The sequence below is a fragment of the Pontixanthobacter aestiaquae genome (genome assembly GCF_009827455.1).
Taxonomy (GTDB): domain Bacteria; phylum Pseudomonadota; class Alphaproteobacteria; order Sphingomonadales; family Sphingomonadaceae; genus Pontixanthobacter; species Pontixanthobacter aestiaquae.
This window is the reverse complement of record NZ_WTYZ01000001.1, coordinates 2,003,344-2,017,401: the sequence shown is the minus strand read 5'-3', so window position 1 is coordinate 2,017,401 and position 14,058 is coordinate 2,003,344. Positions and strand designations below refer to the sequence as shown.

At 55.8% G+C, this 14,058-nt stretch carries 15 protein-coding genes; 7 read left to right on the top strand and 8 right to left on the bottom strand.

The window, feature by feature from the left end; genetic code table 11:
- The first annotated feature begins 4 nt into the window (after positions 1-4).
- The 3 genes from GRI35_RS09650 to GRI35_RS09640 are packed head-to-tail and all read left to right on the top strand — an operon-like array spanning position 5 to position 1,860.
- Positions 5-673: a TadE/TadG family type IV pilus assembly protein gene (locus GRI35_RS09650; RefSeq protein WP_160613967.1), complete on the top strand. Its 669-nt coding sequence runs from the start codon at positions 5-7 to the stop codon at positions 671-673.
- A 39-nt stretch (positions 674-712) separates the two neighbouring features.
- Positions 713-1,366 carry a hypothetical protein gene (locus GRI35_RS09645; protein WP_160613966.1) on the top strand — a complete coding sequence of 218 codons (654 nt, stop codon included), beginning with the start codon at positions 713-715 and terminating at the stop codon, positions 1,364-1,366.
- Between the two features lie 29 nt (positions 1,367-1,395).
- Entirely contained in the window at positions 1,396-1,860 is a 465-nt protein-coding gene (locus tag GRI35_RS09640) for an EF-hand domain-containing protein (RefSeq protein WP_160613965.1), read from the top strand.
- Position 1,861: 1 nt separating this feature from the next.
- On the opposite strand, the gene trmFO is transcribed toward GRI35_RS09640, so the two are convergent.
- Complete coding sequence (trmFO, locus tag GRI35_RS09635) at positions 1,862-3,229, bottom strand: methylenetetrahydrofolate--tRNA-(uracil(54)-C(5))-methyltransferase (FADH(2)-oxidizing) TrmFO (RefSeq protein WP_160613964.1); 1,368 nt, start codon at positions 3,227-3,229, stop codon at positions 1,862-1,864.
- A 188-nt stretch (positions 3,230-3,417) separates the two neighbouring features.
- Here trmFO and GRI35_RS09630 point away from each other — a divergent pair, with 188 nt between their 5' ends.
- On the top strand, positions 3,418-3,993 hold the full coding sequence (locus GRI35_RS09630; protein ID WP_235900301.1) for a lysoplasmalogenase family protein: 576 nt from the start codon (positions 3,418-3,420) through the stop codon (positions 3,991-3,993).
- Here GRI35_RS09630 and GRI35_RS09625 read toward each other — a convergent pair.
- Both GRI35_RS09625 and gyrA read right to left on the bottom strand, forming a co-directional pair.
- Positions 3,990-4,823 carry a TauD/TfdA dioxygenase family protein gene (locus GRI35_RS09625; protein ID WP_290258508.1) on the bottom strand — a complete coding sequence of 278 codons (834 nt, stop codon included), beginning with the start codon at positions 4,821-4,823 and terminating at the stop codon, positions 3,990-3,992. The two genes, GRI35_RS09630 and GRI35_RS09625, sit on opposite strands and share 4 nt — an antisense overlap.
- A complete protein-coding gene (gene gyrA / locus GRI35_RS09620) occupies positions 4,823-7,657 on the bottom strand; it encodes a DNA gyrase subunit A (RefSeq protein ID WP_160613962.1) in 2,835 nt (944 codons plus the stop codon). The genes GRI35_RS09625 and gyrA overlap by 1 nt, the downstream gene beginning before the upstream one ends.
- A gap of 301 nt (positions 7,658-7,958) precedes the next feature.
- On the opposite strand from gyrA, the gene GRI35_RS09615 reads away from it, so the two are divergent.
- On the top strand, positions 7,959-9,266 hold the full coding sequence (locus tag GRI35_RS09615) for a hypothetical protein (RefSeq protein WP_160613961.1): 1,308 nt from the start codon (positions 7,959-7,961) through the stop codon (positions 9,264-9,266).
- Between the two features lie 66 nt (positions 9,267-9,332).
- On the opposite strand, the gene GRI35_RS09610 is transcribed toward GRI35_RS09615, so the two are convergent.
- The 4 genes from GRI35_RS09610 to GRI35_RS09595 are packed head-to-tail and all read right to left on the bottom strand — an operon-like array spanning position 9,333 to position 12,036.
- Positions 9,333-10,061, bottom strand: coding sequence for an NYN domain-containing protein (locus tag GRI35_RS09610; RefSeq protein ID WP_160613960.1), 729 nt, complete (start codon positions 10,059-10,061; stop codon positions 9,333-9,335).
- Between the two features lie 45 nt (positions 10,062-10,106).
- On the bottom strand, positions 10,107-10,748 hold the full coding sequence (locus GRI35_RS09605) for a carbonic anhydrase (protein WP_160613959.1): 642 nt from the start codon (positions 10,746-10,748) through the stop codon (positions 10,107-10,109).
- Entirely contained in the window at positions 10,748-11,056 is a 309-nt protein-coding gene (locus GRI35_RS09600) for a DUF190 domain-containing protein (RefSeq protein ID WP_160613958.1), read from the bottom strand. The genes GRI35_RS09605 and GRI35_RS09600 overlap by 1 nt, the downstream gene beginning before the upstream one ends.
- Positions 11,053-12,036 (bottom strand): sodium-dependent bicarbonate transport family permease, encoded by a 984-nt coding sequence (locus GRI35_RS09595; RefSeq protein WP_160613957.1) that lies wholly within the window; start codon positions 12,034-12,036, stop codon positions 11,053-11,055. The genes GRI35_RS09600 and GRI35_RS09595 overlap by 4 nt, the downstream gene beginning before the upstream one ends.
- A gap of 142 nt (positions 12,037-12,178) precedes the next feature.
- Between GRI35_RS09595 and lipA the strand changes: the two genes are divergently transcribed.
- Positions 12,179-13,132, top strand: coding sequence for a lipoyl synthase (lipA, locus tag GRI35_RS09590; protein ID WP_160613956.1), 954 nt, complete (start codon positions 12,179-12,181; stop codon positions 13,130-13,132).
- Entirely contained in the window at positions 13,132-13,593 is a 462-nt protein-coding gene (locus tag GRI35_RS09585) for a type II toxin-antitoxin system RatA family toxin (protein WP_160613955.1), read from the top strand. Before lipA ends, GRI35_RS09585 begins: the two co-directional genes overlap by 1 nt.
- On the opposite strand, the gene GRI35_RS09580 is transcribed toward GRI35_RS09585, so the two are convergent.
- Positions 13,554-14,057 (bottom strand): CinA family protein, encoded by a 504-nt coding sequence (locus GRI35_RS09580; protein WP_160613954.1) that lies wholly within the window; start codon positions 14,055-14,057, stop codon positions 13,554-13,556. The genes GRI35_RS09585 and GRI35_RS09580 overlap by 40 nt on opposite strands.
- Position 14,058 lies beyond the last annotated feature (1 nt).

Sequence of the window (14,058 nt, the reverse complement as noted above, 5' to 3'; positions counted from 1 at the left end):
GGTCATGGAACGCCTCTGTCAGCTGCCTAGGTTGTGGCAGTCGCTGCGTACAAATCGGTCGGGTATTTCTATCGTTGAGTTTGCGCTTGTGCTGCCGGTGCTGCTTACGCTTGGCCTTTACGGGACAGAAATCGCGCGGATGGCTACGATCAACATGACGGTCAGCCAAATCGCATTATCAGTGGCCGATAATGCATCTCGTCTTGGCCAAACCGATAATGCAGCCGTGGCGCCAACAATCACCGAAGGCAATGTGGACGCTGTGTTGGCGGGGGCGTTGCGCGACGGGCAGAGTATAGGCCTTGAGGCAAATGGCCGCATCATTTTAAGCAGTCTGGAATATGACGATTTCACCGATAGTCAATTTATTGCGTGGCAGCGATGCCGTGGTAATCGGGAGTTTGACTCGGCATATGGAAATGACACTACGGACAATGGCCTGAATGGCTCGCCGATTGCCGGTATGGGCGCTGGCACGACACAAATCACAGCGCAGACCGGCCAAGCGGTGATGTTCGTCGAGATCGAATATGCATACCAAGCTCTGTTCGAAAATCCATTCGGTTCGGGCGACAAGATCCTTAGAAAAGAAGCTGCGTTTCTCATCCGCGACGACCGCAATCTCGAACCGGGCCTTACCGGCGGCAGTAGCGGCTCTAGCTGTTCCAGTTAAGGGCTTGTGAAAGGCTGAAAGTTCGGTCACTCGTCGGCGGTGACCGACATCAATTATCCGATTGAACAACGCCTGGCACTTGCGCATGCAGGAACTGCTGTGCGCCCTCTGCTGAGAACGTTTATAGCGCTGGATCAACGTCTCGCGCAGTTCGTTAGCCAGACTAAAGAATCGATGCTCACCCAGATGCGCATTGCGTGGTGGCGCGATCAATTCGGCAAGGCAGCTGCTGACCGCCCGACAGGCGATCCCGTTCTCGATAGTTTGACCCAGTATTGGCTTGGGGAGGAGGCTTCTCTCACCGCATTGGTCGATGGTTGGGAAGGGCTACTCGCTGAACCGCCATTACCCGAAAGTGCTGCTATGGAGTTTGCCGAGGGGCGCGGACAGTGTTTTGCCGCTATCGCACGTCTGAGCGGCCATAGCGCTGCTGGCGACGCGGCGCAGTCTGCGGGAGAAACATGGGCTCTCGCCGACCTTGCTGCCCGAATGAGTTCTGCGGAAGAACGGGAGTTTGTGGTTGAAGCGGCTCACAAACGAATATCCAATCTCGTGTCTTTGCCGCGCCAACTCCGCGCACTGACTATTCTCGGTAAATTAGGTCGTAGGGCGCTCGATGACGGCGGAAGACCGCTGATTACCGGTCGCACAGACCTCCTATTGATCAGCCGGGTTGGCTTATTTGGCTGGTGATATAGTATGCGGCTTGAAAGAGGCGCGAAATGAACCGGATATTACTTGGCGGGTTGTTATCCTTACTTATGGCCGGACTGGGATTGTTCTGGTGGCAGGGCAGGGCGCAAGTCGAAGAGGCCGCACCTCCGCCTGAACCCGCGCCATTGCCTGCGGATTTGACTGAACCCGAGATTCCAGTGTCCGATGCTGGTGATATGCAGGGGCCAACGCCTCCAGAAGCAACCGAACTTACACGCGAGCAGCGGCGCTTTTATCGATACGACCGCAACCGCGATCAATCGATAACGCGCAACGAAATGCTGTCCACGCGAACCGACGCATTCCGCAAGCTCGACAAGGACGGCAACAATCTGCTGACGTTTGAAGAGTGGGCTGTTGCGACATCAGACCGCTTTGAGAAGGCCGATAGCAATCGCGATGAAGAGCTTAGCCCCGAAGAATTCGCCACGACCCGGCCTAAGCGCCGGAATAAGCCTGCGTGCAGGTGCTAGCTCAGGCGGGAATGCCTTCCATATTCATTAGCCACTCACCGAACTGGGTTTTGCCGCGGGACGTATAGGCTTCCTTCCGCGCTTTCTTTTTGACAGTGTGAAGTGGCGGAAACAGTCCGAAATTGACGTTCATCGGCTGATAGGTGTCAGCCTCTGCACCCTCAGTAATATGTGCGAGTAGCGCGCCCATAGCGGTGGTTGGCGGCGGTGATGTCCAATCCTGACCGCCCAGTTCGGCAGCAGCCATCATGCCAGTCATCAGGCCAATGGCAGAACTCTCAACATATCCTTCGCAGCCGGTAATCTGGCCGGCGAAGCGAATGTGACCTGCTTCCTTTAAGCGCAATTGCCGGTCAAGAACGAGCGGCGAATTGATAAAGGTGTTGCGATGCAGCCCGCCAAGCCGCGCGAATTCTGCATTCTCCAGGCCCGGGATCGTGCGGAATAATTCGGTCTGAGCGCCGTATTTCATCTTGGTCTGGAAGCCGACCATATTCCACAGCGTGCCGAGCTTGTTATCCTGCCGCAATTGAACAACCGCATAGGGCCAGCGGCCCTGCGGAAATTCGGGCGTTGTGTCGCGCGGGTTATCGAGGCCAACCGGCTTCATTGGGCCATAGCGCAGCGTATCGATGCCGCGCGATGCCATCACCTCGATCGGCATACACCCGTCGAAATAAGGAGTGTCTTTCTCCCAATCCTTGAATTCCGTTTTTTCACTGTCGAGCAGACCTTGGTGAAAGGCGAGATACTGTTCTTTTGTCATTGGGCAATTTATGTAATCGCCATCTGCGTTCGAGGCCTCGGTCTTCTTGTCCCAGCGCGACTGGATCCAGCAAATGTCCATATCGATGCTGTCTCGGTGAACAATCGGCGCAATCGCATCGAAGAACGCAAGTCTGTCCTGACCGGTCGCGCTCACGATACTTTCAGCGAGATTAGCGGCGGTGAGCGGACCCGTTGCGACGATGGTCAGCCCGGTTTCCGGAAGCGCATCAACCCGTTCGCGCACAATGGTTACATTGGGATGGTCTTGGAGCGCTTTCTCCACTTCGGCAGAGAACAGATCGCGGTCGACCGCCATCGCTGATCCTGCTGGTACGCGGGCGACTTCGCCGGCCCGCATGATAATAGAATCGAGGCGGCGCATTTCGTGGTGGAGCAAGCCAACCGCATTACGCTCATCATCGTCAGAGCGAAAACTGTTCGAGCAAACCAGCTCTGCCAATCCGTCGGTCTGGTGCGCCGCGGTCATCTCGCCGCTCCCGCGCATTTCGGAAAGGCGGACTTTGAAACCGCGCTGCGCCAATTGCCAAGCTGCTTCGCTGCCCGCCAATCCGCCACCAATAATCTGCACATCATGAGTCATGCGGCGCAGGTAGTGCCTAACGCAGGCGGTCGCAAACTCTATCCATCACGACAGTTGGAAGATCGGGCGAAATTGGCCATAGAGAGCCCATCAATTCAGGGGACACCGCTTTGCCGCACCGCGCACTGACAGAACGACGACCATGGCTACTCGCAAGCTTTGCCGCGGCGATTGCGTATTTCTTTGTGATGGACAGCCCATATGGAGAGATATGGCTGATCCTGCTAAAGGGCGCGGGCGTTGCATTTCTGGCGGTATATGCGCTGTTACGGCATCCTAGCTCGACTGCAAAACTGTTGGCACTGGTTCTGGCACTTTCAGCAATGGGTGACATGCTGATCGAGCTGAGCCTGCAATGGGGCGGGGCGGCTTTCTTCTTTTCACATGTTGCCGCAATCTCTCTTTACCTCGCCAATCCGCGCGCCAGTTCGACACCGAGCCAGAAAGGCCTAGCGGTCGCGCTTTTGTTCCTGACGCCGCTCATCTGCTGGTTGCTGACCAGGGATATCAGCATTGCCTCCTATGGATTGGCGCTTGGGGGAATGGCTGCCACCGCATGGATGAGCCGGTTTACCCGTTACCGTGTAGGACTTGGTGCGGTCCTGTTCGTGATATCCGACTGGTTGATCTTCTACGGCATTGGCGAGAGGCCCTATGCCGAGACTGCATCGATGCTGGTCTGGCCGATCTATTATGCGGCGCAGTTCCTGATCGCGACCGGCGTTATCCAGACGCTGCGGCACGAGTTGCGGGATGTAGCCTAAGCGGCAGCGATAGTAGTCCGATGTAGTTCGCGGCGGTATCCGTCATAGCCGCCCGTAGCCCTGTGCAGTATGCTGCGATTATCCCACATAACCAGCATGTTGGGCTCCCATTTATGCCTGTAAATAAACTCGTCTCGCGTTTGCCATTCGAGCAATTCCGACAGCATGGCGAGTGCTTCCGTCTCTTCCATGCCTTCGATTCCGACGACATAGCTAAGGCTGGAAAAAATGACTTCCTCTCCGGTTTCGGGATGAGGTTTGATCAGCGGATGTCTCTGTGTTGCGAGCGCATCTTTTCCGGGACGAATGGCCATGGACCGGTCTTTATCGCTGTCACCGTATAATCCATCGGGCGCGTAACCTCGCTGCGCAGAGTGGATCGCGGTTAAGCTGCGCAGATGGTCTTTGCGATCATCGGACAAGGCGGCAAAGGCGGCGGCTTGGTCGGCGAATAGCGTGTCGCCACCGACTGGCGGGATTTCTATGGCTAGCAGGCAAGTGCCCGCAGGTGGTTTTGCCAAGAAGCTCCAATCGCTGTGCCAGCTTTCGGCAAATAGCGGCGATTTCTCATCAGCCTCGCGCAAGATCGCAGCGATGTGACGGCGCCCCTCGATAGGGTCGAAGAACGGGTCATCGCCAAATCCGCCCATGGCCAGCGTAAAGCGCTCGAGCGCATCATCATCCATCCGCTGGTCGGCGAAAGCGAGCACACGATGTTCAAGCCACGCATCCCTGATATCGGCGATCGTGGACTTGTCGAGTTCATCGGTCAGATCAATACCTGTGACGCGTGCACCGCATGTCCGACCAAGACGCTTGATATTTATCACTATTCTTTAGTGCCTTCGCTAGCATCACCGCTAGCCGCAAAAGGCGCGTCGCCGCCCCCTTCAGCGGATTTACTTTCGGCGATCTCTTCCGCTACCGCTTCTTCGGCTTCGTTCTCAGGCGTTTCATCCTCATCAATCAGCGCTACGCCGACAACTTGCTCTTTGTCGGCAACGCTGAACAAACGCACGCCAGAAGAACTGCGTCCGATAATCGGCAGGCCAAGATTATCCTCGTAGCCGTTCTCGAGCAGGTGTCGGAATTCAATCGAAAGGCGGATGAGTTTGGCCTGATCGGTGACCAGCATGATCTGGTCACCATGCGTGACCGGGAAGCTGGCGACGACTGGGCCATTACGGTCCGGGTCGCTTTCTGGCGAACCGATATTGACCACCCCCTTACCGCCGCGACCGATGGTGCGGTATTCGTAGGCTGACGAGATTTTGCCGTAACCATTGGCGCAGATTGTAAGGACGAACTCTTCGCGCTCGGCCATTTCGGCCATGCGTTCTTCGGAAAGTTCGGCTGTGTTGTCGCTGGTTTTCCATGGCGCGGCGCGGAGGTATGCTTCACGCTCTTCCGCAGTTGTGCCGGTGGTATTGAGCACGGCAAGCGAGACGACTTTGATGTCCCCCTTTGGTCCCATTCCTTGCACGCCGATTCCCGTTCGGCTCTTGGTTTCGCGGGCATCGGTGGCGGCAAAACGGATTGCTTTGGCCGTATCACTCGCGAGGAATACCTCCTGATCTTCGGTCAGTAGATGCACACCGATCAAGCGGTCATTTGATCTCTCAACGAAGCCCATCGCATATTTGCCGTTCGACGGTACATTGGTGAAGGCGTCCATTGAGTTTCGGCGCACCATACCGCGTTCGGTCGCGAAGATGATGTTGAGCGCATCCCACTCGCTCTCATCCTCTGGCAGCGGCAGCACATTGGTGACCAGTTCGTCTTCACCCAAAGGCAGCAGATTGACCATCGGGCGGCCCTTGGTCTGTGGGCCGCCTTCGGGCAGTTTCCAGACTTTCAGACGATAGACACGGCCAGTGTTAGTGAAGAACAGCACTGGCGTATGCGTGCTGGTGACGAACAGTTCGACAATCGCGTCTTCGTCCTTCGTTGCCATGCCGGCACGGCCCTTACCGCCCCGGTTCTGCGCGCGGAAAGTCGCAAGCGGGGTCCGCTTGATATAACCGCCATGCGTAACCGTAACGACCATTTCTTCGCGTTCGATCAGGTCTTCGTCGTCCAGACCATCCCAAGCAGGCGCGATCTCCGAAACACGCGGCGTGGCGTAATTTTCACGGATTTCGGTCAACTCGTCGCGCATAATGTCGTAAAGTTTCACGCGATCAGAGAGGATTGAGAGATATTCTTCGATCGCGATCGACAGCTCTTTCAGCTCATCGCCGATCTCGTCGCGGCCCAATGCAGTCAGACGGTGCAGACGCAGCTCGAGAATGGCTTTAACCTGACGTTCCGAAAGGCGGTATGTGCCGCCTTCTTGACCAGCGTCAGGTTCGATAGCCTCAACCAGCTTGATATACTGCGCGATGTCGCCAATTGGCCATTCCTTGGCGAGCAACTTAGCCCGCGCTTCCGCAGGATTGGGCGCGCTGCGGATCATTGCAACGACTTCATCCAGATTGGACACCGCCACGACGAGGCCGAGCAAGATGTGTGCGCGATCGCGGGCCTTGTTCAGCTCAAACTTTGTCCGCCGCGTGATCACTTCTTCGCGGAACTGGATGAACGCCTGAATGAACTCGCGCAGCATCAGCACTTCTGGACGGCCACCACGAATAGCGAGCATGTTCGCCGGGAATCCCGATTGCGCCGGTGTGTGACGCCAAATCTGATTGAGAACGACTTCTGCCGTAGCGTCGCGCTTAAGATCGATCACGACGCGAACGCCCATCCGGCTCGATTCGTCGCGGATGTCCGAAATGCCTTCGATCCGTTTCTCTTTCGCCGCCTCGGCCAGTTTCTCGACCAGGCCGCTTTTGCCGACCTGATACGGGATTGAGGTCAGAACAATAGATTCGCGATCGCCGCGCCTGGTTTCAATCTCATGGCGACAACGCTGAAGGATTGATCCGCGTCCAGTGGTGTAGGCTGACCGCGCGCCAGATTGGCCTAAAATAAGCGGTGCAGTCGGGAAATCCGGCCCAGGGATAATCTCGACCAGTTCTTCCGATGAGATCCCGGGATTATCGATAAATGCCAGGCAACCGTCGATCACTTCGCCCAGATTGTGCGGCGGTATATTGGTAGCCATACCAACCGCGATGCCCCCGGCACCATTGACCAGCAGGTTCGGAAAACGAGCTGGGAGTACTTTCGGTTCCTGACGGGAGCCGTCGTAGTTTTCTGTGAAATCAACAGTATCCTTGTCGAGGTCATCCAGCAAGGCATTGGCGACCTTGGCCAAGCGCGCTTCGGTATAACGCATCGACGCTGGCGGATCGGGGTCCATCGAACCGAAGTTACCCTGACCATCAATCAGCGGAACGCGTAGCGACCAGTCCTGCGTCATCCGGGCGAGGGCATCGTAAATCGCACTATCGCCGTGCGGGTGATAGTTACCCATCACGTCACCGACGATTTTCGCGGATTTGCGATAGGGGCGGCCCGCGACAAAGCCGCCTTCCTGACTGGCGAAGAGGATCCTGCGGTGGACCGGTTTCAACCCGTCACGTACGTCGGGAAGCGCGCGGCTCACGATCACGCTCATCGCGTAATCGAGGTAACTCGTCTTCATTTCATCAACAATGTCGATGCGCCCGAAATTCTCTGACGGAGTAGACGGTTCTGGAGTTTCGTTATCGTCGCTCAAGAGGGCTCTTTTCTATTACTTTCGACGCAGGGTCGGTTGATTTTAAGACCTACGCTATTGCCCTGATTTCCGCCACTCTAAGGGGGTACGGATGCGCCCAAATGGCGGGGTTTTCCACACCTTGCTCGGCTCGGGCAGCAATCGCGGCGAAAACCGCAGAATTACGGGCGTTCAATGCCTGTTCAGGGCGTTTTGACTAAGACTAATTGCAATACGGGACACATAACGGCACTAGCGCGTTGGTGAGACGTAGTTTCAGCCAAACAGGCTCGTTTTAATTTACCTATGGGAGAGACCCAGAATGTTTACTTGCAACCGCACCAAGGCAGACAAGCGCATTGGTTCGAATATCGCTTTCGCCGTCGCTCTGATGTGCGGAACCGCGCTAACCGCTGGGGTTCTCGAAACACCAGCGTATGCGCAAAAGGAGCAGAAGCCGGACTATTCCAAAGCTTTTGTTGAAGCGTATTCCGCAGTTGAAGCTCATACCAAGGGCTTGGTGGTCGATACCGATTCCGCCAAGGCAGCTTTCCCTGCAATGATCGCTGCTATTTCAACTGCCGATGATAAAATGGCTGCGGGCCAGATGATGGTGACCATTGCCATATCGGCAAAAGATGTTGCACTGCAGCGCCGCGGCTATGAGATGATGTTGGAAAGCGGGCGGGCTTCGCCTGAAGACAATGCTCGCTTGCTGTTTAATTCAGGGCAATTAGCATATACCGAAGGCGAATATGAGCTGGCGCGCACGCGTATCATGGCTGCCAGTGAAGTCGGCTATCCTGTACCGGATCTTGAAAATACAATCTCCGGAATCTATTTTCTCGAGGGTCGCCATGCTGAAGGCTTGTCCTATTTAAAAGCGGTGGCAGAAGCTGCGATTGCACGTGGCGAAACGCCGTCTGAAGCGTTAATCAAGCGCGCATTTTCGGCGGCCTACAATGAAGGCTTGCAAGATCAGGCGCTCGCATGGACTGCGATGCAAGTGCAATTTTATCCAACTGATGCAAATTGGACCAACGTCATCGCGTTACGCCGCGAGTATTTTGATGAAGACAATGGGATCGTTTTGGATCTCTTGAGATTGCTGGACCGTACTGCCGGATTGGCACGCGATAATGATTATATCAGCTATATCCGAGTGACAAACGTGCGCTATCCAGCCGAAACCCAGCGCATTGTCGCCCAAGGACTGGCTGCCGGAGTGCTGACGAATGATCGAATTATTGTGCAAGAAGCGCAGAACGGAATTGTGGCGCGCGTTGCAGGCCTTCGTCAGGACATGCCTGATCTGGAAGCTGATGCGCGCGCACCGGGTGCCGATGGCGTCGATGCCAAGGCTGCCGGCGATATTTATCTGACGCTGCAGCAGCCGGCAAAGGCAGAAGAAATGTACGCTATCGCCGCTGGCAAGCCAGAAGTTGACCAGAACGTAACAAATATGCGGATGGGTATTGCACAGCTTGATCTGGGCAAGGCAGAAGCGGCTAAAGCCAGCTTCGCCAAGGTCACTGGCGATTATAAGCATGTGGCGGATCTGTGGTCGGTTTACGCTGACACGATGGCAGATGCTCCGGCAGCAATCGCGGTCACTGAAGCTGCAATGTAGCGTCTAATCGATAACCACTTAGGAAGGCGCGGGCTACGGCTCGCGCCTTTTTTATTTGTGTATCTTCTAGCGCAGCCGCTTCACATAAACTTGCCCATCATCGCGCCGGTCGATCTGAAAATTCGGCAGTGAGTCGAACAAGTCTGACAGACTTTTGAAGCCGTAATTGCGGACATCGAAGCTGGAACGGTTCCCGGCGATCTGGCCAACTTGCTGCAGCTTGGCATAGCCTTGCTGATCGCGTTTGGCCTCATTGTAGGCGGCAATAATGAGCTCTTCCAACTGCTCATCTATTGCTGGCGCATCGGCTTGTTTGCTATTGGTAGTGTTGGTTTGGTTTTGCTGCTTATTGGCCGCGATCAGCTTTTCGATGTCGATGAAACGCGTACAAACTGATCGAAAGGATTCGGGGGTCTTCGAGCTCCCGAATCCGTAAACGACGATACCATCCTGCCGTAGTCGCGTGACGAGCGGCGTGAAATCGCTGTCGGACGTCATAAGTCCGAACCCGTCGACCTTGCCCTGATTAAGCAGATCAATCGCATCAATAGTCATGGCCATGTCGGTGGCGTTTTTGCCTTTGGACACATCGAATTGCTGCTGCGGCCTGATACCGAAACGATTGGTGATTTTATCCCACTTTGCCAGATTGCCTTTGGCAAAATTGCCGTAGGCGCGGCGGATATTCACTTGGCCTAATTCTGCCATGACCGTGAGAACCGGATCAATGCCCTGCGGAGTAGTGTTGTCTGCATCAATTAACAGAGCGATATTTCTGAGTGTTTCTTGAGACATAGCCTTATTGATAGGACTCCTTGCAACCCGCGCAACCTCAGGCACTTAATCTTCCGGTATGAACTCACCGCTGTCACGATCAAGTACGTGTAATACGCCATCGAATATCGCGAAGAATGTGCCGCGTAACACGAGATCTCCCGACGCTTCACGCTCTTGAACGCAAGGGAATGAGTGTAGGTTCTCCAAGCTTACGCGGACGGCAGCCAGTTCCATGGCTCGTTCTGCTTCGCGTCCCTGCGTACCATGCTCTTCCACAACAGGTTCGCGGACTTCATCGAGCTGACTGATCCAATCGGCAACAAAACCGCCGCGCCCCATCGGAGCGCCGTGCAGTTCGCGCGTTAGTGCTGCTTTGCAACCGCCGCATTTTCCGTGTCCCATAACCACGATCTGCCGGACCTTCAGAACGTTGACGGCGTATTCCAGAGCTGCCGAAACTCCATGAAGTCCAGGCGTAGTTTCGAAAGGGGGAACCAGTGCAGCAACATTGCGAACTACGAATATCTCGCCCGGATCGACATCGAAGATCTGCGCGGGGTCAACGCGGCTATCAGAGCAGGCAATGACCATCAGCTTGGGCGATTGGCCATGCTCTGCAAGACGCTCGAACCGGTCGCGCTGCGTCGCGTAACCATTTTGGCGGAAGCGACGATAGCCCTCGAGAAGCTGGGCAAACTCGGGCATTAAAATCGCTCTCCGCGGATCACCTCGACATCCCACATCGTCAGCAGCAGTCCATGCGTTGTGAGAATCGGCACCAGGGCTTCAGACAATTTCTCCGCCCGTTCCTGAGACGCGACCGTAAGCACGAGCGATTTGTCTGAGCCCGTCACACGCTCTTCACGCCATGCTCCATCGCGCCCGCTGCCTGATTGTACCGGCAATACTGTCCAACCCGTAATGCCAGCCTGGTCGATTGCTTTGGTGACGACCCTGACCAGAGGCGTATCAGCCAATATTTCAATCCGTTTGCGGATGACTGTTTCGATCATGGTAATGCTCCAACAGGACCACCGATCGCCTGCGCAAAGGCTGTCAGCAACCCGATATTGATCAAGATATTGAACGGGAAGGTGATACTGAGAGACATCGTCAGATACACGCCCGGGTCCGCTTCAGGCAGGGCAAGACGCATTGCCGCCGGGACCGCAATATAGCTGGCACTCGCACAAAGGACGCCGAATGCTGCAGCGGACCCCACATCGAGCCCGATGCCAGTGCCGACCAGCACGCCCAGTGAACCATTAAAGATCGGAAGCACAACGGCGATCACAGTCAGGCGCCACGTGATCGAACGCGAGGCCATAATCCGGCGAGCTGCGATCAATCCCATGTCGAGGAGGAACAGACAGAGCACGCCTTTGAACCCTGCTTGGAAGAAAGGCGATACTTCAACAAAACCGCTTGGCCCAGCAATCATTCCAATCGCAAATGAGCCGAGCAACAGCACGACCGATGCGTTCAGGAACACTTCGCGCAGCATTTCGCCGCGATTGCCTTTCTCACCATCACTCCCACTCTTGGCTAGCATCAATCCGCTCAAAATAGCCGGCGTTTCCATGGCGGCGAGGACGGCTACCATAAAACCCGCAGCCGGTAGTGCGGACAGCTCAAGTATCTCTACGGCGGTTACATAGGTAACCACGCTGACAGAACCATAATGCGCGGCCACGGCAGCGGCGTTTAGTTTATCCAGCTTCCCAAAGCCTTTGAGTACCACGTAAGCGATTAGCGGCAGGAAGAAACTGGCGGCAATACCGGCAAGCAATGCAACTGCAACAAGCGGGCTTAATCCAGATTCTGCAACGGCAACGCCGCCTTTCAGGCCAATTGCCGCCATCAGATACAGAGACATACCCTTGGCGATGGCTTCGGGGATGGCGAGATCGGATCGAACAAAGGCCGCCAACAGGCCGAGGATAAAGAACAGCACCACCGGCGAGGTGAAGGTCTGTAATGCAGAAACATCCATGATGATTTTCTAGTCTGTCTCTACCGCAGGGGCAATGCGTGCCGCAATTCATCCACGGCCATGCCTCATCTTGCGACACAAATAGGTTCTCATAAATGAAGCTGGCATTGCGGACAGTGCGCAACGGCCCTAAATGACCGTCATGAACGATCTTTCGTCGACACCATCGCCTGGAGGCGAACGCCCCGCACGCCAGCGCAAGCCTGACTGGATTCGCGTCAAAGCACCTGTCAGCAAAGGATATCACGAGACGCGCAAATTGATGCGTGAGCTTAATCTCAACACCGTATGCGAGGAAGCAGCGTGCCCGAATATCGGCGAATGCTGGACGAAGAAACATGCGACCGTGATGATCCTTGGAGATGTCTGCACCCGCGCTTGTGCATTTTGTAATGTCAAAACCGGCATGCCGCGCATCGTCGATCCGATGGAGCCGGAGAACACGGCTGTCGCAGCAGCTAAAATGGGGCTCGAGCACATCGTGATTACTTCGGTTGATCGCGATGATCTTCCGGATGGCGGTGCGGGTCAATTCGTCAAAGTGATCAAGGCACTTCGCCGCGAGACACCAAATACGACGATCGAAATCTTGACGCCTGATTTCCGGGGCAAAATGCGTCCTGCGGTGGAGGCGATCTGTGAAGCAGGGCCGGACGTTTATAACCACAATCTGGAAACGGTGCCGCGGCTTTATCCGACCATTCGCCCGGGTGCGCGCTATTACGCGTCGCTGCGTTTGCTTGAAGAAGTGAAGGCCCACGATCCAATGATCTTCACCAAGTCGGGCATTATGCTCGGGCTGGGTGAGCAGCGCTTGGAAGTACATCAGGTGATGGACGATATGCGCACGGCCGATATCGATTTCATGACCATGGGCCAATATCTCCAGCCAACGCCAAAGCACGCTAAGGTCGAAGACTTCGTAACACCGAAGGCATTCGATGCGTTTGGTGCGATTGCGCGGGCAAAGGGCTTCCTGCAAGTGGCCTCAACTCCGCTGACACGCTCCAGCTATCACGCCGGCGATGACTTTGCGGAAATGCGCGCTGCGCGCGAGGCTAAGCTGGCTAAGCAAGCGGCCCGGCAAGGCGTCTAGTGCCGGGCATCCGCGAGCAACGGGTGCTTCCCTATAGTTGCGAGCAGATGTTCGATCTGGTCGCCGATGTCGGTCGCTACAAAGAGTTTCTGCCATGGGTGGTCGCAACGCGCGTTAGATCAAACAGCAACACGGAAATGGTCGCCGACATGGTGGTCGGGTTTAAATCGCTACGGGAGAAGTTCACTTCCCGTGTGTTGAAGGAGCGCGCCCAGTCAATCCAGGTCCACTATGTCGACGGCCCGCTGCGCGATCTCGACAATCGCTGGGGTTTTACGCCGTTGCCCGACGGCGGATGCGAGGTCGATTTCTGCGTAGATTTTACATTCAAGAACCGCGTGTTCGAAGCGCTTGCCGGCCAATATTTCGACCGTGCTTTCCGCAAGATGGTGTCGGCTTTCGAGGCGCGCGCTGACGAGCTTTACGGAAGCAGTAACTCCAGTGCGCACAGCGTAGCCTGACGCCGAACTTCCGCGCGCCCTATATCGCCAAAGCTTTTCAATTCTCCTTCCGGTTCCCCGTCTGCACCGCGAATTGCTCGTGCAAATACGACGGTACCGACCGGCTTGAGATCGGTCCCGCCGCCGGGGCCCGCGACGCCGCTAATCGCCACGGCCACATCTGCCTTGCTGTTCTTCAATGCTCCATCTGCCATTGCCCACACGCAGGCGATCGACACCGCGCCGAAGGTCTCGATAATATCGCTGGCGACGTCGAGATCCTCCATCTTCGCTTCATTCGAATAGGTCACAAAGCCGCGCTCAAGCACGGCGGAAGACCCGGGAATTTCGGTCAAAGCCGCCGCTACCAGACCACCGGTGCAGCTTTCAGCCACGACAATTTTGCGGCCAGCCTTAGCGTTCTCATCGACAACGCGCTTTGCCAGCGCATCAATGTCTTCAGGAAGGAGAGAATCAGCGGTCATA